Genomic DNA, 22186 nt, shown 5'->3' on the forward strand with positions numbered 1-22186 from the left:
CCCTTCTCGCGTTGTAGCCGAACTGTTCGCCTGCTATCCGGGCAGGGTCAAGGCGATGGCGTGAGGCGGCAGGGCGAAAGGACCGGTTTAGCGGATGGCGTTTCTGTTCCGTTGGCTGATGCGCGGCTTTCTCGCGCTCGCCGCGCTCGCCGCCGTCGGGCTGTTCCTGGCCTACTATCTCGCGTCCCAGTCCCTGCCTGACTACAATGCCAGGTTGAGTATTGCGGGTCCGGCGCAGGAAATCGACATCGTGCGCGACCGCTACGCGGTGCCGCACATCCTGTCGAAGGACGATCACGACGCATTCTTCGGACTCGGCTTCGTCCACGCGCAGGACCGGCTCTGGCAGATGACGCTGCTCCGGCGCACCGCGCAGGGGCGGCTCTCGGAACTCTTCGGGCCGGAGACGGTGCCGATCGACACGCTGATGCGGGCACTCGATCTCTCGGGCTATGCCCGCGACGCGGTGGCCCGGCAGACGCCCGAGACGCGGGTAGCGCTCGAGGCCTATGCGGACGGGGTGAATGCCTGGCTGAAGGTCGTGCAGGAAAAGGCGCTCGGCCGCGGCGCGCCGGAGTTCTTCCTGTTCTCGGCGGACATCTCGCCGTGGCTGCCGGCGGACTCGATCTCGATCCAGAAGCTCATCGCGCTCCAGCTGACCGACAAGGCGGCGATGGAGGCGCTGCGGGCACGGCTCTCGCTCGTCCTGCCGAACGAGCGGCTCAGGGACATCCTGCCGGATTCGCCGACCGAGCCGGTGATGGCGTTGCCGCAGTTCTCCGAGCTCTTTCCGGATGCTCCGGGAGGGACGGAGTTCGCGGCAGTAAAGCATCCGCTCGATCCGGTGCCGGCCCCGGGCTTTGGCGGCGCATCGAACGCCTTCGCAGCGATGGGGAGCCGGACGTCGGGCGGTGCGCCGCTGCTCGCCACCGATCCGCACCTGTCGCTGAGCGCGCCGTCGATCTGGATGCTGGCGCGGATGGACCTCGCCAGCGGGCCGGTGATCGGCGCGACGATCCCGGGGATGCCGGCGATCCTCATCGGGCGCAATCCGGACATCGGCTGGGGGCTGACCTCGAGCTATCTCGACGATCAGGACATCTACATCGAGAAGCTGAACCCGGATGACCCGGACAGCTATCTGACGCCGACCGGCTGGCAGCGGTTCGAGGCCCGGACCGCGACGATCGGGGTGAAGGACGCGGACCCGGTGGTGGTGACGCTGCGGCGGAGCCGGCATGGGCCGGTGATCCCGGGCGAGACGTTCGGGGCCGCGGCGGTGACGCCGCCCGGACATGTGGCGACGCTGGCCTGGACGGCGCTGACGCCGGAGGATCGCTCGATCGGCGCGGCCCTCGGGCTGATGCGGGCCGGGAGCGTCGCGGAGGCGCGGCAGGCGGCGCGCGACGTGGTGGCGCCGTCGCAAAACATCACGATCGCGGATGCGAAGTCCGTGGCGTTGCAGATGTCGGGGGCGGCGCCGCGGCGGCAGGCGGGGAGCACCTCGAAGGGGCGGCTGCCGTCTCCGGGCTGGCTTGCGGTCAACGATTGGCAGGGGATGCGGAGCTTCGACGAGAACCCGTGGGTCGAGGACCCGCCGAGCGGCGTGGTGGTGAACACCAACAACCGCATCACCGACACGGCGTTCCCTGACCACCTGAGCTTCGACTGGGGTGACAGCTTTCGCATCGTCCGGGCCGGGAGGCTGCTGGGCGACCGGCAGTATCACAGCCGGGACAGCTTCGTGGAGGTCCAGACCGACGACGTGTCGGAGGCGGCGCGGCGTCTTCTGCCGCTGATCGCGCGGGATCTCTGGTACTCCGGCGAGCCGGCGGCGAGCGGCTCGACCGAGCGGCAGCGGCAGGTGGCGCTGGAGCGGCTGGCGAACTGGAACGGCGCGATGCGCGAGCACGACCCCGAGCCTCTGATCTATGCGGCATGGGTGCGGTCGTTGCAACGGCGGCTGGTGCAGGACGAGTTGGGGCCGCTGGCGGCGCTGGTTCCGCAGGCCGATCCGGTGTTTCTGGAGCGGGTGTTCCGCAACACCGACGGGGCGGGGGCGTGGTGTGACGTGAAGCAGACGACGGCGGTCGAGACCTGCCCGGAGATGGCTCGGCGCGCGCTCGATGATGCGCTGATCGAGCTTGACGAGCGTTACGGGCCGCCGTTGGAGAGCTGGCGCTGGGGTGATGCGCATCCGGCGGTGCAGGCGCATCAGACGCTCGGGAAGGTGCCGGTGCTGAGGAGCCTCGTGAACATCCGGCAGAGCTCGTCAGGGGGCGACCAGACGCTGCTTCGGGGGCAGTCGACGGCGACGGGCCCCGAGCCCTACGCCAACGTTCATGCGGCGGGGTTCCGGGCGGTCTATGATTTCTCGGATCCGGACTCGAGCCTCTACGTCATCTCGACCGGCGAGAGCGGGCATCCGTTGTCGCGGCACTATGACGATCTCGCGGCGATCTGGCGCGAGGCGGAATATATCCCGATGTCGCTCGATCCGGCGCTGGCGCGGGCGGGGGCGCTCGGGGTGACGGTGCTGACGCCGGCGGGGGCGCCTCAGGTGGCGCCGTAGTCGGCGTCGGAGACCTGTTCGAGCCAGTCGACGACCTGGCCGTTCTCGACCTCCTGGATGGCGACGTGGGTCATGGCGACGTCGGGGGCGGCGCCGTGCCAGTGCTTTTCGCCGGGGGCGAACCAGACGACGTCACCGGGACGGATGTCCTCGATCTCACCACCCCAGCGGCAGACGCGGCCGCGGCCGGCGGTGACGAGGAGGGTCTGGCCGAGCGGGTGGGTGTGCCATGCGGTGCGGGCGCCGGGCTCGAAGGTCACGGTGGCACCCTGGACGCGGGCGGCGTCGAAGGGGTTCATCAGCGGATCGATTCGGACGGTGCCGGTGAACCAGTCGGCGGGGCCACGGCCGGACGGGCGGCTGCCGGCGGGGATGATTTCCATGAGCTGTTCCTCCGGGCTGGTGCGCAAGTTGCGCGAGATGGTCAAGTATTTGATCGTACTGAATAAGTTATGGCATCCTAATCCGAACGCAACCGGTCTCAATCGTTCTCAGATTCTTCTTGCGCGGCATCCTGCGATTGATCGGCCGGATGGTTCGGCGCGGGCCCGGGTGAAGCGGTGGCCCACGCGTCGGGGTCGAAGGCCCGGATGAGCGCGGCGAGTTCGTGCTCTGCGACCCGGCGCGCGGCCTTCTCGGGCGAGAACCATCGGGCGCGGCGCTGGCCGATCTCGGGAAACTTCTGGAGCATCTCGCGCGCCTCGAGCGGATAGACCCGCACGACGCAGGGCAGGAACACCGAGTGCGGCGTGCGCTTGCGGTAGGTGTAGACGCCGATGCTGACGGCGGAGATCTGGCCGCGAAGCCCGGCTTCCTCCCACGCCTCGCGGGCGGCGGCACCGGCCTCGGTGCGGTTGCGCATGGGCCAGCCCTTGGGAATCACCCAGCGGCCGGTGTCGCGGCTGGTGATGAGCAGGATGCGCAAACCCTTTCGGCTCCGGCGCCAGCAGAGAGCACCGACCTGTAGCCGGGGCGGTTGACCGGGTGCCGTGACCGCGGTGCTTCGCGTCGGAATGGGCTTCAACTTAGGCAGGGGAACTCCTGGCGCTGTGGGCGAAGGTTGTACTAGCGCTTTCCGTAGTAAAGGCCAACCACGTGCTCGGCCTGCGCGAAGAATAGCCACCGCAAAACCAGCGCGCCGAGGGCGTGGACGTCGGCGGCGATCCAGACCGCCAGCCGCCCCTCGGTCGGCAGGATAAGCGCGAGGGGGATCACCACTGCGAGGACGAGGCCAATGACGCGCAGTCTGGCGGCATGACGGCGGCCGACGACGAACACCATCTCCTTCAGGAGGTAGTTCTGCCCGGTGTGCGGCGGCTCCAGCAGGCGCGGACGGCCCATCTCGCCGAGGCCGGTGGCGGTGGCGAGCGTCGTGCCGGAGCGCGCCAGCGCCCGGTCGCCCCAGAGCCATGCGACGATCTGCAGGAGCCCGAGGGCGCCGAGGAGCCACGGGGTCGGGCCGCGGACGCCGGCGAAGAGCGCGCCACCGGTCAGGGCGAAGAGCAGGAAGATTACCGGCGTCAGAACCGATCGCCAGCGCGGGACGCTGCGCATCTGGGCGTAGATCATCGCCGTCGCGAAGACGGTCTTGAACGCGAGGAGGGCGGCGAACAGGCCGAGGGGCAGGAAGCGGGTCCCGGTGACCCAGAGCGCCGCGTAGAGCGCGAAGACGACGAGGGTCGTCATGGCAAGCGCGGCCTCGCGGCTGAGCCAGCTGGTGCGCCACTGCGAGAACGCCTTCAGGAACCGGGTGGGCTGGCCGAGGTGCAGGAGGCTCGCCAGCAGGCCGGCGCAGACGAGGCCGGCGGCGAGCAGGCAGAGGATGAGCGCGTAGAGGTGGGTCGCGTCCGGGGCGGCGCCGAGCCCGAGCCAGATGATGAGGCCGAATCCGATGCCGGAGAGCGTGGTGAAGGCGATGATCGAAGGGGCTGGATGCATCGGGGGTCAGAGCCGGGCAAGGGTGCGGTCGAGCCAGCCGAGGAAGCCGCCGGCCTCCTCGGGCAGCGGCTCGAGGAGCGGCGCGAGAACGTCGACGTCGCGGCTGCGCGGCGGCAGGTACTTGTTGGTGGGCCGGGTCTGCTGCTCTGGCATGAGGTCGATCCCGCCACGCTCGGCGACCAGCCGCGAGACCGCGCTTTCCGGGTCGGCGAGGTCGCCGAAGTGGCGCGCGCCCGCCGGGCAGGTGCGCACGCAGGCGGGGATGCGGTCTTCCTCGGGCAGCGCGAGGTTGTCGATGCGGTCCTCGCAGAGCGTGCACTTCTTCATGGTGCCCGCGACCGGATCGAGCTCGCGGGCGCCGTAAGGGCAGGCCCAGGCGCAGAGCCCGCAGCCGATGCAGTCGTCCTCGTTGACGAGCACGATGCCGTCACGCTCGCGCTTGAGGCTGGCGCCGGTCGGGCAGACCGTGACGCAGGGCGCGTCGGCGCAGTGCAGGCAGGACTTCGGGAAGTGGACGACGCGGGGTTGCCGGCCGTCGGCGGGGACGGCCTCGAAGGTGTGGACGCGGTTGAGGAAGGTACCCGACGGACGGGCGCCGTAGGCGTCGGTGTCCGAGAGCGGCCCGGCGGGCGAGGAGCCCGAGTTCCATTCCTTGCAGGCGACGACGCAGGCGTGGCACCCGACGCAGGTGTCAAGGTCGATGACGAGCCCGAGGGCGCGCTCGGTCGAGGCAGGAAGCGCGGTCATTGGCCGGAACCGCCGTGGCTTTCGCCGCGACCGTCAGGGTTGGGCTTACCTGCCATCGGATCACCTGCCATCGGACTAACCGGCACGGAATTTCACCAGCTTGGGGGCACGGGGGACGGGAGACATTTCCGAGGGGAAGGCGGGGGCCGAGCGGGCTTCGGCCGGGATGCGCTCGATGCGCACCCGCAGGTCGTACCACGCCGCCTGTCCCGTGACCGGATCGGAGTTCGAGAGGCCGGTGGGCAGGGTCTCGGGGATCAGGTGGTTCAGGAGAAAGCCGCGGGTCGCCTCCGGGGCGTCTGGCGCGAGGGACCACGCGCCGGGGCGTTTGCCGATGGCGTTCCACGTCCAGACGGTCGCCGGATTGAGCGCGTCCATGCGGGCGACGGGGACGCGGATCTCGGCATGGGGCGAGACGACGCGCGCGAAGTCGCCGGGCTCGAAGCCGAGGGACTCCCAGAGGGCGCCGGGGATGTAGAGCGGGTTCTCGCCGTGGATCTGGCGCAGCCATGCGTTCTGCGAGCCCCAGGAGTGGTACATCGCCGCCGGGCGCTGGGTGATCGCGTGGATCGGGTACGTGTCGGTGTCGGTATCGGAGAGCGGCGGATACCACACCGGCAACGGCGCCATGGCGCGGGCGAGGCGCTCGCGCAGCGCGTCGGGCGGCTGGTGCGGCCCGTGGCCGAGGGCTGCGGCCTGAAAGCGGGCGAGGGGCTCGACGTAGAGCTGGAAGAGGTAGGGCTGGGGCGTGTCGTAGATGCCGATCTTCACTGCCCAGTCCTGATAGGCGCGGTTCCACGGCTTGAAGAACGCCGCTTCCTCGGGGACGTGGGCGATGTGGAAGCCGCCGGCCTCGATGTAGCGGGCGAGCTGCTTCGGGTTCGGCGCGCCGCGCCCGGTCCCGGTGCCGTCCTCGCCACGCCAGCCCATGAGCGGCCCGACGCCGGGGCGGCGCTGGTGGCGCACCATGTAGTCGGCATAGTCGCGGTAGATCGCCTTGCCGTTGGCATCCACCATGCCGGGGAGTTTCAGGCGGACGCCGAGGTCGAGCAGGACCGACTGGAAGCCGCGCACGCCCTCGGCGCCCGGGCGTTCGGGTTCGATCACCGGCCAGCGGATCGCGTCGATCGCGGCGTCGGGCTCGGAGATCGGCCGGTCGAGCAGCGAGATGCAGTCGTGGCGTTCGAGATAGGTGGTGTCGGGCAGCACAAGGTCGGCGTAGGCGACCATCTCCGAGGAATAGCTGTCGGCGACGATGATCTTCGGGATGAGGTAGACGCCGGTCGCATCGGTCGCGGTCAGCATCCCGATGGTCTGGGCGGTGTTCATCGACGAGTTCCACGCCATGTTGGCCATGTAGAGGAACAGCACGTCGATCGGGTAGGGATCACCCCTGGCGGCGTTGGCGATCACCATGTGCATCATGCCGTGGGCCGAGAGCGGCGCTTCCCACGAGAAGGCGTGGTCGATGCGTTTCGGCCGGCCGTCGGCGTCGATCGCCAGGTCTTCCGGGCCGCGCGGGTAGCCGAGCTGCGGGCCGTCGAGGGGGTAGCCGGGGGTCACCTTGTGGTGCGGCTTCGGGTGGGCCGAGACGGGCTTCGGGTAGGGCGGCTCGAAGCGGAAGCCGCCGGGCGTCTCGACGGTGCCGAGGATGAGCTGCAGCAGGTGGAGCGCGCGGCAGGTCTGGAAGCCGTTCGAGTGGGCGGCGATGCCGCGCATCGCGTGCATGGCGACCGGGCGGCCGACCATGGTCTCGTGGCGCTTGCCGCAATGGTCGGTCCACGGGCGATCGAGGGTGATCGGATGGTTGAAGGCGGTGTCGGCGAGCTCCGCCGCGAGGCGGTGGATGACCTCGGGCTCGATGCCGCAGGCCGGTGCGACCGCCTCGGGGGCGAGCGCGGGGTCGAGGTAGGCCTCGGCCATCAGCGCGAAGACCGGCTTCACGTGAGTCGGGCCGACGTTGAAGCCGCCCGAGAGTGCGGGTCTCGCCACATCCGCGGCGGGGACGGCGCGGTGGCGGGCGGGGTCCCACGCGAGCTCGCGTCCCTCGCTGTCGCGCAGGAAGCTGCCGAAGCCGGGGGAGGCGGGGTCCTGGTCGACGAGCCACGCGGCGTTGGTGAAGCGCATGAGATAGGCGAGATCGATCTTGCCGGAGGTGAGCAGCAGGTGGACGAGGCTGAGGATGAGCAGGCCGTCGGTGCCGGGCGTGATGCCGATCCACTGATCGGCGATGGCCGAGTAGCCGGTGCGGATCGGGTTGACCGAGATGACGCGCGCGCCGCGGGCCTTGAGCTTGCCGAGGCCGATCTTCAGCGGGTTCGAGTCGTGGTCCTCGGCAACGCCGAAGAGGATGAGGAGGCGCGTGCGTTCCCAGTCGGGCGCGCCGAACTCCCAGAAGGCGCCGCCCATGGTGTAGATGCCGGCGGCGGCCATGTTGACCGAGCAGAAGCCACCGTGGGCGGCGTAGTTCAGCGTGCCGAACTGCTGCGCCCACCAGCCGGTCAGCGCCTGGCTCTGGTCGCGGCCGGTGAAGAAGGCGAGGCGCTCGGGGTGCTGCTCGCGGATCGGCTCGAGCCAGTTCACCGCGATGCCGAGGGCCTCTTCCCAGGAGATTTCCCTGAACTCGCCCGAGCCGCGCGGGCCGGTGCGGCGGAGTGGCGCGCGCAGGCGGGCGGGCGAGAGGTGCTGCATGACGCCGGCCGAGCCCTTGGCGCAGAGCACCCCGCGGTTGACCGGATGAGCGCGGTTGCCCTCGATGTGATGGACGCGGTTCTCCGCCACATGCACGTCGATGCCGCAGCGGCAGGCGCACATGTAGCAGGTCGTGCGGCGGATCTCGGGGGCGGTGTCGGGCACGTCCGGTTCTCTCATGCTGTCGTGGCGAATGCTGCGAAACTCGGTGGCGAGGCGCAAGGGGGCGCTGCATCGGGTTTGTGACTTACCGGGTTTTCAGGGACGAAAGTCCCGAATGGCGCGCGGACCCGCAACGTCGTTGCCAGAACGCCGGGTCAGCCGTAACGTCGTTCCGCCCGGAAGGTTCCGGGAACGGAGGGCTTCTCCCTGAGACGGTTGCCGGGTCTGACCGCAGGTCCGCTGCCTGCCGCCGCGATCGGCGCCGCCGTGGAGGGCGGGCCGGCGATGGCGGCCGGTGACTGCCGCCTGTTGCGGCTCGACGGGGTGGGGCTGAAGTGGGACACAGCCGTGCCCGGCACGCCCGCGACGGTGCGCCATGGTTTCACGACGCGGCGCGCGGCGTTTCCCGACGCGGTCAACTGCCGTCTCGATCACCCGGGGCCGACAGGCGCGCTCATGGGCTGCTCGAACCGGAGCGGGCTCGCCGGCCTGATGCCGGGAGACATTGCCGGGCGGTCGCCCTCTGCGGGCCATCGGCCGGGGGATGCGGTGACGGGGGGATGCGGTGAAGGCGCCGGAAAAAAGGTCGTTCGCGTGGCCGGTGCTGCGGGCGGGCGAACGCGCCTGCGGCCCGATCAAAGCGGATGGGAAGAATGGACTGCCGTTCGGAGGAAAAAGCGGACGGAATTCGCAGCTACCTGCTCCTGAGCCCCGGGGACAGGGTTTTCGTTCTTCGAACGGCCGTGTATAGGCGCGGTCGATTCCCGAGTTGAGGCTGACATGAACCAGGTTGTGGAAAAGGCGCTGCGCGGCATGGCGCTGCTGAAGGTCTCCAATATCCGTCACTGGACGGACAGGACCTTCTCGTTCAATTGCGCCCGTCCGGCGGGCTTTCGCTTCCGCTCCGGCGAGTTTGCGATGATTGGCCTCATGGTGGACGGCAAACCGCTGCTCCGGGCCTACTCGATCGCCTCGCCCTCCTGGGACGACGATCTCGAATTCTACTCGATCAAGGTCGAGGACGGCCCGCTCACCTCGCGCCTGCAGCATCTGCAGGAGGGCGATGAGATCGTCATGCGGCCGAAGCCGGTCGGCACGCTGGTCCACGATGCGCTCATTCCCGGCAAGCGGCTGTTCCTGTTCTCGACCGGTACCGGCATCGCGCCCTTTGCCTCGATCATCCGCGACCCGGAAACCTACGAGAAGTTTGACCACATCGTGCTGACCCAGACCTGCCGACAGGTGAACGAGCTCGACTACGGGCACGACCTCGTGGCGCGCATCCGGGGCGACGAGATGCTTTCGGAACTCGTGGGCGACAAGCTCCAGCACATCGCTACGACGACGCGCGAGGAGAGCCCGGCCATGGGCCGGATGACCGACTGGATCCGCGATGGCCGCCTTGCCGCCGCGACCGGCGGGCCGCTCGATCCGGCGACCGACCGGGTGATGATTTGCGGCTCGATGGCGATGCTTCAGGAGCACAAGGCGCTCTGCGAGGGTGCCGGCATGAGCGAGGGCTCGAATTCCGAGCCGGGTCAGTTCGTGATCGAGAAGGCGTTCGTCGACTGAATGACGTCGGGCGCGATGGTTTGGGGGGCGCGGCCCCCGGGGCCTGTCATGGTTAACGGCGAAGCGCCCCATGACCGACTCTGCCCGCGGGTGCGAGGGCCGGCAATACCGACCATTCCAGAAGGTTAACGCGACGGCCGACGCAGTCGGAAGCATCACGTCCACGGCGCCTCCCGCCGGTGGTTCATGATGCGCTGACCCGCAAGGGCGCGGCGGCGCAAAGCGCCTTCGAGGGAAGCCGTTCGAGCCCACGCCTTCAATCGAGCGCCCTCGCAGGAGTCCCACCTGGCAGTGAGCGCCAAGCGCGCCCTCTGACGTCGGTGCCCCCCGGGCCGGCGCGCTCAGGCCGCCTAGCGTGGCGGCCAGTCGGCGCTGCGCATCTCGTGAAGCCTCGAGGCGGTGCGCTCGAACTCGAAGGCGCCCGCGCCCTCGAGATAGAGCGCATCGGGCTCCGCCTCGGCCGAGACGATCAGCCGGACCTTGCCCTCGTAGAGCGCGTCGACCAGCGTCACGAAGCGCTTCGCCTCGTTGTTGCGGGCGCGCGACAGGGTCGGCACGTCGTCGAGGATCAGCACATCCACCGCTTCGGCGAGGGCGAGATAGTCCGCCGGCCCGAGCGGCTTGCCGCAGAGATCGGTGAAGCTCGCGCGACCGACGCCATTGCGGAACGCGGGCAGGGTCACGGTGCGGCCCTGCACGGTAAGATCGAGCGGGTGGCCGGGGCCGCCGGCGAGGCTCTGCCACGCATCGTCGAGCGCCTTCGTGGCGGCCGGCCCGAGCGGTGCGTAGTAGACCGGCGCGCCGCTCAGGCGGTCGAGCCTGTGGTCGACGCTGCTGGCGAGTTCGTGGACTTCGAGGCGTTCCTTGATGAGCGCAATGAACGGCAGGAACAGGTTGCGATTGAGCCCGTCCTTGTAGAGTTCGTCCGGCGCCCGGTTCGAGGTGGTGACGATCACCGTGCCGCGCTCGAACAGCCGCTCGAAGAGCCGGCCGACCAGCATGGCGTCGGTGATGTCGGTGATCTGCATCTCGTCGAAACAAAGGAGCGTCGCGCTGTCGGCGATGGCGTCCGCCACGGGCCGCACCGGGTCGGTGACGCCGGTGGCGCGGGCGGCGGCGATGCCCTTGTGGACTTCCTGCATGAAGGCGTGGAAGTGCACGCGGCGTTTCGGGCTGACCGGCGCGGTCTCGAAGAACAGGTCCATGAGCATGGACTTGCCGCGGCCGACGCCGCCGTAGAGGTAGAGGCCGGGGACGACCTTTTCCTCGATCCGCTCCCGGCCCCAGCCGAAGAGGCCGAGGCCGACGCGCTTCGGCTTTGCCGGGTTGTAGTCCGCGAGGCGCATCCAGAGGAGCTGAAGTTTCTCGACCGCGAGCCGCTGGGCGGGATCGGCCTCGATGGTGCCGTCGGCGACGCGCTGGCGGTAGAGCGCCATGGGGCCGCTCTTGCCCGGATCGGCGCTCATCCGGCGAAATGCAGCGAGACGCGGCGGTTTTCCCGGCCCTTCTTCTCGATCTTGCCGAGGCGGAGCGGGCCGATCTCGCCGGTCGAGGCCACGTGCGTGCCGCCGCAGGGCTGGAGGTCGAGGGGGTCAGGGCCGCCGATGCGCACGAGGCGCACACGACCCTGTCCGACAGGCGGCTTCACCTTCATGGTCTTTACCATCTCCGGTCTGGCGGCGAGCTCGTCCTCGCCGATCCACTCGGCGCTGACCGGGAAGTCCGCGGCCACGTGTGCGTTGAGTGCGGCCTCGATCGCCGGCAGGTCGTCCGGCGGTTCGGGCATGTCGAAGTCGAGCCGGCCCTTTTCCTCGCCGATCTGCCCGCCGGTGACGCCGTAGGGCAGCACCACCGAGAGCAGGTGCAGCGCGGTGTGCATCCGCATCAGCCGGTGGCGGCGGTCCCAGTCGAGCGCGAGGCTGACGCGGGTGCCGGGCGGGGGTGGGGCCCCGTCGAGGCGATGAAGGATGCGGGTGCGGTCGCCGTCCGGGTGGACGGTGTCGGTGACGAGGGCGCTGCCGCCGTCCCAGTTCAGTTTGCCGCTGTCACCGGGCTGTCCGCCGGAGGCAGCGTAGAAGATCGTCCGGTCGAACTCGACACCGTCTTCAGTGACGGCGGTCACGGTCGCGTCGGTCTCGGCGAGATAGGCATCGTCGCGGTAGAGAAGCTCGGTCATGACCCGTTCCTAGCAGGTGCGCGTGGCGGGTCAACGCCGGTGCGGGGGCTGTCGGGGGGACTGGCCGCGCGGCCGGTCACTCCGGGTCGCGCGGGGCGGCGCCGTTGTGGACGAGCTCGGCGTGCAGCTCGGCCGCCCGCTCTTCGTAGACATTCGAGCCGACCCATTCCGCGAGGATGTCGAGGGCGTCGCGGAAGGCGCGTTCCTGCTCGGGAGAGAGCGGCGAAAGGATGAGCTGCTCGTAGGCGATGGTGATGGCCTGGGCACTGGCGCGCTTGCTCTGGCCTAGTTCCGTCGCGTGCAGCTCGTAGCGTCGGGCGTCGTCGGGCGCGCCGCGGCGTTCGATCAGGCCCTGCTTCAGGAGGCTCTGGATCAGACGCGACACGAGGCTCCGGTCGAGGCGGGTGGCGCGCACGATGTCGGCGAACCCGATGCCCGGGTAGTCGTCGATGATGCGCAGGACCCGCACCTCGCGAATCGATCCGCCGATCAGCTCGCTGAACGCAACCTCGCCGGTCTCGATCGCGGCCTCGGCAAGCACGTTCAGCCGGTAGGTGATGAAGTCGCTGAAGAAGATTTTCGCGTTCAAGGGTCTGACCCCGTCCGATCGTTGAGATTTTTCCGTCGTGCCCGTCCGTGGGGCGGGTCGCTGTTGCGATTATCGTTGACAGAGATAGTCAGTGCGCACAATGGTTTCACCATAAGACTATCTTAGAAAGATACTGTCTGCATCCCGTTTTCAGACTTTCTCAAAAGGGTGATCCATGCCGATACACGCCGAGTTTCTCGACGCCGCGCCGCTATTGTCCGAGTGGCGCCGCACCATTCATGCCAACCCGGAAGCCGGCTTCGAGGAGGTCGAGACCGCGCGGTTCGTGGCGGAAAAGCTCACGGCCTGGGGCATCGAGGTCCATGAGGGGATCGGCGGCACCGGCGTCGTCGGAGTGATCCGGGGCGACCGGCCGGGGCCGATGATCGGGCTCCGGGCCGAACTCGACGCGCTGGTGATGCGCGAGGAGGGCGACGTGCCGCACCGTTCGCGCCGGCCGGACCGCTTCCACGGCTGCGGCCACGACGGCCACACCACGATGCTGCTCGGCGCAGCGCAGTATCTCGCGGCGCACCGGACCTTCGCGGGGACTGTCGTGCTGGTCTTCCAGCCGGCGGAGGAGACGCTGCGGGGTGTCGCGGCGATGCTCGCCGACGGGCTGCTGGAGCGCTTCCCGATCGAGGAGGTCTATGCCCTGCACAACATGCCGTCGCTGCCCAAGGGCACGATCAGCGTTCGAAAGGGTGCGATCCTCTCGGCGTGCGACGCCTTCAACATCACCATCCGCGGCGTCGGGGGACATGGCGCAGCGCCGCAGGACTGCATCGACCCGATCGTCGTCGGGGCGGCGCTCGTGCAGGGCCTGCAGACCATCGTCAGCCGCTCGATCGATCCGCTGGAGACCGCGGTGATCTCGGCAGGGATGTTTCAGGCCGGCACCAGCCCCAACGTGATCCCGGGTGAAGCGACGATCGCCGGCACCATCCGCACGTTCTCGCCGGCAGTGCGCGACACCACGGTCACCCGGATGCGCGCCATCTGCGACGGCATCGCGTTGCAGTACGGAGCCAGCATCACCTGTGAGGTCGATGGCCGCTGCCCACCCACAGTGAACGACCCGCGCGCCGTTGCCATCGTCGTCAGCGCCGCCACCGACGTGATCGGTGCCGAACGGGTCAATGGCGACGTGGCGCCCGCCATGCCGTCGGAGGACTTCTCGTTCCTCCTCGCGCGCCTGCCCGGAGCCTTCGCGTTCCTCGGACAGGACGGCGCCATGTGCCACCATCCCGAATTCGACTTTGACGACACGATCGCGCCGATCGGCGCCAGCGTCTTCGTTCGCATCGTCGAGCTTCGCCTCGCCTGACCAACCTTCACCAAGCCCGCGGGGATGTGACCGCGCGGTCTTGACTGACAGACGTGCCTGCACCCCACCTCTTCATTGGAGATTGCACATGAATGCCACGCCTGCCCCTGCCGAAATCCGTCCCGAGGAGCGCCGCCGAGCGGTGATCGCCTCGGTCATCGGCAACGCCTTCGAATGGTTTGACTTCGCGATCTACGGCATGTTCGCCGTGATCATCTCGCACCACTTCTTCCCCGCCGAGAACGACGTGAGTTCGCTCATGGCAGGCGTCGCGGCCTTTGGTGTCGCGTTCTTCTTCCGGCCGCTCGGCGGCATCTTCTGGGGCCTTTTCGCCGACCGGAAGGGGCGCAAGGCCGCGCTCTCGGCGATCATGGTCATGATGGCCTTCTCGACCGCGGCCATCGGTCTGCTGCCGACCTATGCGTCCATCGGCATCGCTGCGCCGGTCCTGATGGTGCTCGCTCGCATCGCTCAGGGCTTTTCCGTCGGTGGTGAGTTCGCCGGTGCTACCTCAATGCTGATTGAGTTTGCCCCGAAGCACCGCAAGGGCTTCTACGGATCGTGGCAGATGTTCTCCCAGGCGCTGGCCTTCGGCATCGGCTCGCTCGTGGCCTGGGGCCTGACCGCCAGCATGAGCGCCGAGGCGCTGCAGAGCTGGGGCTGGCGCCTGCCGTTCATCCTCGGCGTCCTCATTGGGCCGGTCGGTTTCTACATCCGTCAGCGCGTCAACGAGTCGCCCGAGTTCGCCGCCCTCGCCGAGCGTGCCGAGTCCGCGCCGCGCTCGCCGCTCGTGGAAACCCTGAAGAACTACCCGCGCGAGATGCTCTCCGGCCTCGGCCTCTCCATCGTGGGCACCGTCTCGGCCTATGTGATCGTCTTCTATCTGCCGATCTTTGCCGTGAAGCAGCTCGGCATGCCCATGGGCACGGCGCAGCTCAGCACGCTGATCGCGACGATCGTCATCCTGGTTTTCTGCCCGATCGCCGGCCACGTCTCGGACAAGCTCGGCCGCAAGGCGGTCTTCTTCCCGGCGATCGTCGTCTACGGCCTGCTTGCCGTCCCGCTCTTCACGAACTTCATCGCCGCCCCGTCGTTTGGCGCGATGCTCCTGACCCAGTGCCTCATCGGTGTCACCATGGGCTTCATCTGGGGACCGACGCCGGCGGCGCTCGCCGAGGTCTTCCCCGTGCGGATCCGGTCCACCGGCGTCTCGCTCGCCTACAATCTCGCGGTGCTGGTGTTCGGCGGGCTCGCGCCGCTCGTCCTCACCTGGCTGATCGCGAAGACCGGAAGCCCGATGGTTCCTGCCTACTACCTCGCGTTCAGTGCCCTTATCGGCATCGGCGGCTGCCTCCTGCTGCGCAAACCGCAGCCCGAGGCCCGGCAGACCCTCGCCAACGCCTGACCGGCGAGCCGGCTACACGGACCGGTACAACCGCGCGCGGGGCTTGCCCCGCGCGCGGACGAGCCTTGCCACGCCCCAAAAGCCGCGTCACCTAGGCGCAGGAGTCTGGACGGAGGGCAGGGGATGGCGGTCAGCGCTCGCCGGCAAGCGCAGTTCTGGGGGATCGGCTTCGTCGTCCTGGCGCTGGTGCTCTGGCTGCTCGGCACCACCCTCCTGCCGTTCCTGCTCGGCGCCGGGCTCGCCTACTTCCTCGACCCGGTCGCCGACCGGCTCGAGCGCGCGGGCCTCAGCCGGCTGATCGCGACCTCGGTCATCGCCTTCAGCGTGGTTGTCGCCTTCGCCGCCGTCCTGCTGTTCGCGGTGCCGGCCCTCATCGAGCAGGTGCAGGGCCTTGTCACGGCGCTTCCGACCTTCATTGATCAACTGACCGGCATTCTCGGCCGGCGCTATCCGGAGATTTTCGGCGAGCACTCGCTCATCATGCGCAATCTCGGCGAGATCGAGGTGGCGTTGCGCGACAACGGCATGACGGTGCTCAATCAGCTGCTGGCGGGCTCGCTCGAGGTCCTGAACTTCATCTTCCTGCTGGTGATCGCGCCGGTCGTTGCGTTCTATCTGCTGCTTGACTGGGACCGGATGGTCGCCCGGGTCAATGCGATCCTGCCGCGCGCCCACGCGCCGACGATCCGCCGGCTCGCCCGCGAGATCGACTCGGTGCTGGCGGGGTTCGTGCGCGGTCAGCTCACGGTCTGCCTGATCCTCGGGACGTGCTATGCGCTGGCGCTCATGACGATCGGGCTGCAGTTCGGCTTCCTGATCGGCATGACCGCCGGGCTGATCGCATTCATCCCCTACGTCGGGTCGGTGGTCGGGCTGACGCTGTCGGTCGGGATCGCGCTCTTCCAGTTCTGGGACGCGAAGATCTGGATCGTCGTCACCCTCGGCGTGTTTCTCTTCGGGCAATTCGTCGAGGGCAACGTCCTGCAACCGAAGCTGATCGGCAAGTCGGTCGGGCTGCATCCGGTGTGGCTGCTCCTCGCGCTGTCGGTGTTCGGCACGCTTTTCGGCTTTGCGGGCCTTCTGGTCGCGGTGCCGGTCGCGGCGGCGCTCGGGGTCATCGGGCGCTTCGGGCTGGAGCGCTACATGGCGAGCCCGATCTACACCGGGCGCGCCAGGGCACTGAGCGAGGACGAGGAGACGTGACGCTGGCGGCGCCGCGCCAGCTTGTTCTCGACCTCGCGGCGCGGCCCGCGCTCGGGCGGTCGGACTTCTTCGTGTCGCCGGCGAACGCACTGGCGCTGGCGCAGGTCGATGCCTGGCCCGCGTGGCCCGGGCGTCGGCTCGCCGTCGCGGGGCCGGAGGGGAGCGGCAAGACCCATCTCGCCCACGTCTGGGCGGCGCGGTCCGGCGCGCGGATGCTCGGGGCGGAGGAACTGCCGGGGCTCGATCTCGGCGCGGTGCCGGACGATGCGGCCTTCGCGGTCGAGGACGCGGACGGCCTCTGGGGGGCGGCGGCGGAGGAGACGCTGTTTCACCTCTGCAACCGGCTCGCCGCGCGTGGCAGTCTGCTCGTCACCGGGCGCGAGGCGCCGGCGCGCTGGCCGCTGCGGCTGCCCGATCTCGCGAGCCGCCTCGCGGTGGCGCCGGTCGCGCGGCTCGAGTTGCCCGACGACGATCTGCTCGCGGCGGTGCTGGCGAAGCTCTTCGCCGACCGGCAGCTCATTGTCGCGGCGGAGGTCGTGCGCTATCTCGCGCTCCGGATCGACCGCGCCTTGCCGGCGGCCGAGCGGGTGGTGGCGGCGATCGACCGTGCCGGTCTCGCGGAGCGCCGGCCCGTCAGTCTTCGGCTCGCGGGGGAGGTGCTGGCGGCCGAGGGGGGCGCTGCATGACCGAGCCGGCCGGGATCGCCAGGGACGAGCGGCTGCTCGCGCACCGGCCCTTCCTGCTCTACTTCCTCGGCCGCGGCTTCTCGCGCTTCGCCGCGCAGATGGCGACGGTGGCGCTCGGCTGGCAGGTCTATGAGCTGACCGGCTCGGCGTTTCATCTCGGGCTGATCGGCCTCGTGCAGTTCCTGCCGATGGCCGTGCTCGTCTTTGTCGCGGGCCATGCGGCCGACCGCTATGACCGCCAGCGCGTGGTGCAGATCTGTCAGATCGTGCAGGCCTGTGCGGCGGGCTATCTCTGGTGGGGCACGCTGAACGGCTGGATGACGGTGCCGGGGATCTATGGCGCCGTCGCGGTCTTCGGCATGGCGGGCGCCTTCGAGTCGCCGGCGACGGCGGCGCTGCTGACCGGTGTCGCGCCGCGCGGACAGTTCCAGCGGGCGGCGGCGCTCGCGACCGGCATGTTCCAGCTGGCGGTGATCGCGGGGCCGGCGATCGGCGGCTTCGCCTATGCGGCCGGGTCGGCGGTGCCTTACGGCATCATGGCGGTGTTCTGGATCCTCGGGAGCCTGCTCAACGGCGCGATCCGGCTGGACCGGCCGCCGGGTGTGCGGCCGGCGCCGCGGATCTCGGAGTTCTTTGCCGGGATCCGCTTCGTGCGCAGCGATCCGGCGATCCTCGGGACGATCTCGCTCGATCTCTTCGCGGTGCTGCTCGGCGGCGCGACGGCGCTGATGCCGATCTATGCGAGCGACATCCTGCACACCGGACCGTGGGGTCTCGGGATCCTGCGCGCCGCGCCGGCGGTGGGGGCGCTGGCGATGACCGTGCTGCTCGCCCGGCGCACGATCACGCGCCGGGTCGGCATGCGGATGTTGCAGGCGGTGCTGGTCTTCGGTCTCGCGACATTGGTCTTCGCGCTGTCGCGGGTGATGTGGCTCACGCTGGTGGCGCTCATCGTCATGGGGGCGGCCGACACGATCAGCGTGGTGATCCGCACCTCGCTCGTCCAGCTGCGCACGCCCGACGACATGCGTGGACGGGTGGGAGCGGTAAACTATCTCTTCGTCAATGCCTCGAACCAGCTTGGCGAGTTCGAGAGCGGCATGACGGCGGCGCTCTTCGGCACGGTGCCCGCGGCGGTGATCGGCGGTGCCGGGACGGTGCTGGTGGCGCTGGTCTGGATGCGGGTCTTTCCGTCGTTGCGCCGGGTGGAACGCCTTGAGTAGCTGATCACCCGATCGTTATTCGAGCATTCGGGCGATTGGCCGGCATCACGGCGATCCGACGGTTGCGCGGCCGCCGATGCGCCCTAAGATTGGCGTCAAACCGCCCGTGGAGACAAAGAAATGCCTGATGCGCCGGCCGAGGCCGTGGTGAACGCCGACTTCCTCAACAGCACGGCCGGTCCGGGTCGCGCGGTGCCGGACCTCGACATCACCGGCGCCGAACGGTTCATCAATCGTGAGTTGTCATGGCTCGCGTTCAACTGGCGGGTGATGGCCGAGGCGGAGAACCCGGCGGTGCCGCTGCTGGAGCGGGTGCGCTTCCTGTCGATCTCCGCGTCGAACCTCGACGAGTTCTATTCCGTGCGTGTCGCGGGCCTGCGCGGCATGTTGCGCGAGGGGGTGACGACGGCCTCCGCCGACGGGCTCTCCGCGGGCGAGCAGCTGAAGCGGATCAACGCCGACGCCCGGGCGCTGATGAACCGCCAGCAGGAATGCCTGCGGGTTCTGAACACCCTGATGCGGGCGGAGGGCATCGAGTTCCCCAGCCCTTCGGACCTGCGCATCGCGGACATCAAGGCGCTCGAGTCGCATTTCTTCGAGCAGGTCTTTCCAATCCTCTCGCCGCTCGCCATCGACCCGGCGCACCCTTTCCCGTTCATCGCCAACGGCGGCTTTGCCATGGGCCTGCAGCTTCGGCGCGAGACTGACGGCGAGGTGCTGGAGGCGCTGCTGCCGGTGCCGAGCCAGGTGGCGCGCTTCGTGCGCCTGCCCGACGGGCCGGCGGGGCAACTGCGCTATCTGCCGCTCGAGGGCCTGCTCGAGGTGTTCATCGACCGGCTGTTTCCGGGCTATGTCATGCTCGGGCTCTGCGCCTTCCGCGTCCTGCGCGACAGCGACCTCGAGGTGGAGGAAGAGGCGGCGGACCTCGTGCGCGAGTTCGAGACGGCGCTGAAGCGGCGCCGGCGCGGCGAAGTCATCCTGATGACGATGACCGCTGACGCGCCCGCCGACCTGCGCGAGATGATCGTCGGCTCGATCGGTGTCGTCTCGGAGGAGGTGGTCGAGATCTCCGGCCTGCTCGGGATGGCGGATCTCGCCGAGCTCACCCGCATTGGCCGGCCGGATCTGCTCTGGCCATCGTTCACCCCGCGGATGCCCGAGCGGGTGCAGGATTTCGAAGGCGACATCTTCGCCGCGATCCGCCAGAAGGACATGCTCCTGCACCACCCTTACGAGACCTTCGACGTGGTGGTGCGCTTCCTGCAGCAGGCGGCCCGGGACCCGGACGTGCTGGCGATCAAGCAGACGCTTTACCGCACCAGCCGCGACAGCCCGATCGTTGCCGCGCTATGCGAGGCGGCGGAGGACGGCAAGTCGGTGACGGCACTGGTCGAGCTCAAGGCGCGCTTCGACGAGGCCGCGAACATCCGCCAGTCGCGCCGGCTGGAGCGGGCAGGCGCGCAGGTGGTCTATGGCTTCATCGACTGGAAGACCCACGCGAAGATCTCGACCGTGGTGCGCCGCGAAGGCCCCGATCTCGTCACCTACACGCACTTCGGCACCGGCAACTATCATCCGGGCACCGCGAACATCTACACCGACCTGTCGCTGTTCACCTGCGACAAGCCGCTGGGGCGCGACGCGACCAAGGTCTTCAACTACGTCACCGGTTATGTGCGGCCATCGAGCCTCGAGAACCTCGCGATCAGCCCGCACATGATCAAGCCGCGCATCCTCGAGGGCCTCGAGGCGGAGATCGAACACGCGAAAGCCGGGCGTCCGGCACAGGTCTGGATCAAGCTCAACGCCGTCACCGAGCCGGAGGTGATTGACGCGCTCTACGCCGCGAGTCAGGCCGGGGTGAAGATCGACATGGTGATCCGCGGCATCTGCGGCCTGCGAGCCGGGGTGAAGGGGCTGTCGGAAAACATCCGGGTGAAGTCGATCATCGGCAGGTTCCTCGAACACAGCCGCATCCTCTGCTTCGGCAACGGCTACGGTCTGCCGTCGTCCGAGGCGCGGGTCTACATCAGCTCGGCGGACTGGATGGAGCGCAATCTCAACTGGCGGATCGAGACGCTGGTCGAGATCACCAACCAGACGGTGCGCGCCCAGATCCTCGATCAGATCATGGCGGCGAACATGGCCGATCAGGCGCACAGCTGGGTGGCGCAACCGGATGGCAACTACGCCAAACAGCTCCCGAGGGAGGGCGAGGAGCTGTTCTCCTGCCACCGCTTCTTCATGAAGAATCCCTCGCTGTCCGGCCGGGGCCGGATCGGGGTGCGTGACGTGACGCGGGTGGTGCGCCGGCCTGACGGCTCGCAGGTCTCGGACGACATACCGCAGACTTCCTGAGACTTGCCCGGGCCGAGGTTTGCCCGGGCCGGAACCCGCCTCAGGCTGAGACCCGCTCAAGCCGGGCCCTGCGCGGCCGGAGACTTGTCGCGTGCCGCGTGCCTGCTTACCTCTCGGACCTTGCCGTGCCGTGTCAGGGGGAGAAACACGCATGTCAATCTTGGCCGGGAACGAGCCGCCACGGCGCGTCTTGCTCATCATCAACACCAAGGCACGCAGCGGGGCGGAAGCCTATGACGCGATCCGCGCGCGCCTCGACGCCGCCGGAGTCGAGGTCCGGCGTGCCGAGACCGAGACCGCGGAGGATATCGCACCGGCGATCCGCGACGCGGCCGGGAGCGTCGATGCGGTGATCATCGGTGGCGGCGACGGCACCATCTCGCGTGCCGGCGTCGCGCTCATGGAGACCGGGCTGCCGCTCGGCATCCTGCCGCTCGGCACGGCGAACGATCTGGTGCGCACCCTCAGGCTGCCGGACGATCCCGAGGCGGCGCTGGACGTCATCCTCGCCGGGCGAAAGCGGCAGATCGATCTCGGCACGGTGAACGGCCATCCGTTCTTCAACGTCGCCTCGCTCGGCCTCGCGAGTGATCTGGCGCGCGAGCTGTCCTCTGGCCTGAAGAAGCGTTGGGGACGGCTCGGATACGCCATGGCGGCGCTGCGTGCCCTCAGCAAGGCCCGCCGGTTCAGCGCCTGGATCACCGAGGGCGACAGCACGACGCGGACGAAAACCATGCAGATCGCCGTAGGCAACGGGGTCTTCTACGGCGGCGGCACCAAGGTCGCGTCAGATGCCGCGATCGATGACGGTCACCTCGATCTCTACAGCCTGGAGGTGAGCGACGTCCTGAAGCTGGCGCTCATGGTGCGCACGTTCCGCACCGGTGAGCACGGGGCCTGGCACGAGGTCAGGACGGCGCGGGGCAGCGAATTCGAGATCCGCACCCGCAAGCCGAAGCCGGTGAATGTCGATGGCGAGCTGATCACCGAGACGCCCATCGCGGTGAAGGTGCATCCCGACGCGGTGACGGTCTACGTGGCCGACCCGGAGCGCGACCCGGACTACCGCGCGAGCGGCGGCAGCGGCATGGGAACATCGGGCGGGAGCTGACCGAGCGGCAGCGCCTCGATGACGACGACGGCGAAGGCCCACGGGTGGTCGTCGGTCAGGGTCAGGTGAACGTGGGCGGCGTGACCCTCCGGCGTCAGGTCGGCGAGCCGGCGCGCGGCCCAGCCGTCGAGCCGCATGGTGGGCTGGCCGGAGCGGCGGTTGACGACCCCCATGTCGCGCCACTTGATCCCCATGCGCAGGCCGGTGCCGAGCGCCTTCGAGCAGGCCTCCTTGGCGGCCCAGCGCTTGGCATAGGTCTCGACACGGAGACGGCGCGACTCCGCGAGACGCTGTTCGGTCTCGGTGTAGACGCGGTTCAGGAAGCGGGGACCGAAACGCTCGATGGTGCGCCCGATCCGCTCGATGTTGGCGAGGTCGTTGCCGATGCCGAGGATCATGGGAGGTGCCGGCCGAGGCGAGACGACC

At 69.1% G+C, this 22186-nt stretch carries 18 protein-coding genes; 9 read left to right on the forward strand and 9 right to left on the reverse strand.

Translation table 11 applies throughout. The features are described from left to right. Window positions 1-94: 94 nt before the first annotated feature. On the forward strand, window positions 95-2572 hold the full coding sequence (locus HNP73_RS15720; protein ID WP_184151707.1) for a penicillin acylase family protein: 2478 nt from the start codon (window positions 95-97) through the stop codon (window positions 2570-2572). On the opposite strand, the gene HNP73_RS15725 is transcribed toward HNP73_RS15720, so the two are convergent. The 5 genes from HNP73_RS15725 to HNP73_RS15745 form a co-directional block, all read right to left on the reverse strand. Beyond that, window positions 2557-2955, reverse strand: a complete 399-nt coding sequence (locus tag HNP73_RS15725) for a (R)-mandelonitrile lyase (protein WP_184151710.1) — start codon at window positions 2953-2955, stop codon at window positions 2557-2559. The two genes, HNP73_RS15720 and HNP73_RS15725, sit on opposite strands and share 16 nt — an antisense overlap. A gap of 98 nt (window positions 2956-3053) precedes the next feature. Further along, complete coding sequence (locus HNP73_RS15730) at window positions 3054-3596, reverse strand: NUDIX hydrolase (RefSeq protein WP_221288705.1); 543 nt, start codon at window positions 3594-3596, stop codon at window positions 3054-3056. 41 nt (window positions 3597-3637) lie between these two features. Then, window positions 3638-4510, reverse strand: coding sequence for a dimethyl sulfoxide reductase anchor subunit family protein (locus HNP73_RS15735; protein WP_184151713.1), 873 nt, complete (start codon window positions 4508-4510; stop codon window positions 3638-3640). A 6-nt stretch (window positions 4511-4516) separates the two neighbouring features. Continuing rightward, complete coding sequence (locus HNP73_RS15740; protein WP_184151715.1) at window positions 4517-5257, reverse strand: 4Fe-4S dicluster domain-containing protein; 741 nt, start codon at window positions 5255-5257, stop codon at window positions 4517-4519. Between the two features lie 75 nt (window positions 5258-5332). Then, window positions 5333-8128, reverse strand: a complete 2796-nt coding sequence (locus HNP73_RS15745) for a molybdopterin-dependent oxidoreductase (RefSeq protein ID WP_184151718.1) — start codon at window positions 8126-8128, stop codon at window positions 5333-5335. A 762-nt stretch (window positions 8129-8890) separates the two neighbouring features. Between HNP73_RS15745 and HNP73_RS15755 the strand changes: the two genes are divergently transcribed. Next, entirely contained in the window at window positions 8891-9682 is a 792-nt protein-coding gene (locus tag HNP73_RS15755) for a ferredoxin--NADP reductase (RefSeq protein ID WP_184151724.1), read from the forward strand. Between the two features lie 350 nt (window positions 9683-10032). Here the strand turns inward: HNP73_RS15755 and zapE are convergent, their stop codons facing one another. The 3 genes from zapE to HNP73_RS15770 form a co-directional block, all read right to left on the reverse strand. Next, the gene (zapE, locus tag HNP73_RS15760; protein ID WP_246399862.1) at window positions 10033-11148 is read right to left on the reverse strand and encodes a cell division protein ZapE; all 1116 of its coding nucleotides are present in this window, start codon (window positions 11146-11148) and stop codon (window positions 10033-10035) included. Further along, entirely contained in the window at window positions 11145-11858 is a 714-nt protein-coding gene (locus HNP73_RS15765; protein WP_184151727.1) for an alanyl-tRNA editing protein, read from the reverse strand. The genes zapE and HNP73_RS15765 overlap by 4 nt, the downstream gene beginning before the upstream one ends. Before the next feature lie 76 nt (window positions 11859-11934). Continuing rightward, complete coding sequence (locus HNP73_RS15770; RefSeq protein WP_184151730.1) at window positions 11935-12447, reverse strand: MarR family winged helix-turn-helix transcriptional regulator; 513 nt, start codon at window positions 12445-12447, stop codon at window positions 11935-11937. A 175-nt stretch (window positions 12448-12622) separates the two neighbouring features. On the opposite strand from HNP73_RS15770, the gene HNP73_RS15775 reads away from it, so the two are divergent. The 7 genes from HNP73_RS15775 to HNP73_RS15805 all read left to right on the forward strand — a co-directional run bounded on the left by HNP73_RS15775 (window position 12623) and on the right by HNP73_RS15805 (window position 21760). After that, a complete protein-coding gene (locus HNP73_RS15775; RefSeq protein WP_184151732.1) occupies window positions 12623-13774 on the forward strand; it encodes an amidohydrolase in 1152 nt (383 codons plus the stop codon). 88 nt (window positions 13775-13862) lie between these two features. Next, complete coding sequence (locus tag HNP73_RS15780) at window positions 13863-15179, forward strand: MFS transporter (RefSeq protein ID WP_184151735.1); 1317 nt, start codon at window positions 13863-13865, stop codon at window positions 15177-15179. Window positions 15180-15302: 123 nt separating this feature from the next. Continuing rightward, a complete protein-coding gene (locus tag HNP73_RS15785; protein WP_184151738.1) occupies window positions 15303-16382 on the forward strand; it encodes an AI-2E family transporter in 1080 nt (359 codons plus the stop codon). Window positions 16383-16384: 2 nt separating this feature from the next. Next, window positions 16385-17068 carry a P-loop NTPase family protein gene (locus HNP73_RS15790; RefSeq protein WP_184152635.1) on the forward strand — a complete coding sequence of 228 codons (684 nt, stop codon included), beginning with the start codon at window positions 16385-16387 and terminating at the stop codon, window positions 17066-17068. Further along, the gene (locus HNP73_RS15795; protein WP_184151741.1) at window positions 17065-18291 is read left to right on the forward strand and encodes an MFS transporter; all 1227 of its coding nucleotides are present in this window, start codon (window positions 17065-17067) and stop codon (window positions 18289-18291) included. The genes HNP73_RS15790 and HNP73_RS15795 overlap by 4 nt, the downstream gene beginning before the upstream one ends. 120 nt (window positions 18292-18411) lie before the next feature. Beyond that, complete coding sequence (locus HNP73_RS15800; protein WP_184151744.1) at window positions 18412-20649, forward strand: RNA degradosome polyphosphate kinase; 2238 nt, start codon at window positions 18412-18414, stop codon at window positions 20647-20649. Window positions 20650-20800: 151 nt separating this feature from the next. Beyond that, window positions 20801-21760 (forward strand): lipid kinase, encoded by a 960-nt coding sequence (locus tag HNP73_RS15805; RefSeq protein WP_184151747.1) that lies wholly within the window; start codon window positions 20801-20803, stop codon window positions 21758-21760. Here HNP73_RS15805 and acpS read toward each other — a convergent pair. After that, window positions 21712-22158 carry a holo-ACP synthase gene (acpS, locus tag HNP73_RS15810; protein WP_184152638.1) on the reverse strand — a complete coding sequence of 149 codons (447 nt, stop codon included), beginning with the start codon at window positions 22156-22158 and terminating at the stop codon, window positions 21712-21714. The genes HNP73_RS15805 and acpS overlap by 49 nt on opposite strands. Window positions 22159-22186 lie beyond the last annotated feature (28 nt).

Origin of the sequence: Amaricoccus macauensis, assembly GCF_014201905.1 — a bacterium.
Lineage (GTDB): Bacteria > Pseudomonadota > Alphaproteobacteria > Rhodobacterales > Rhodobacteraceae > Amaricoccus > Amaricoccus macauensis.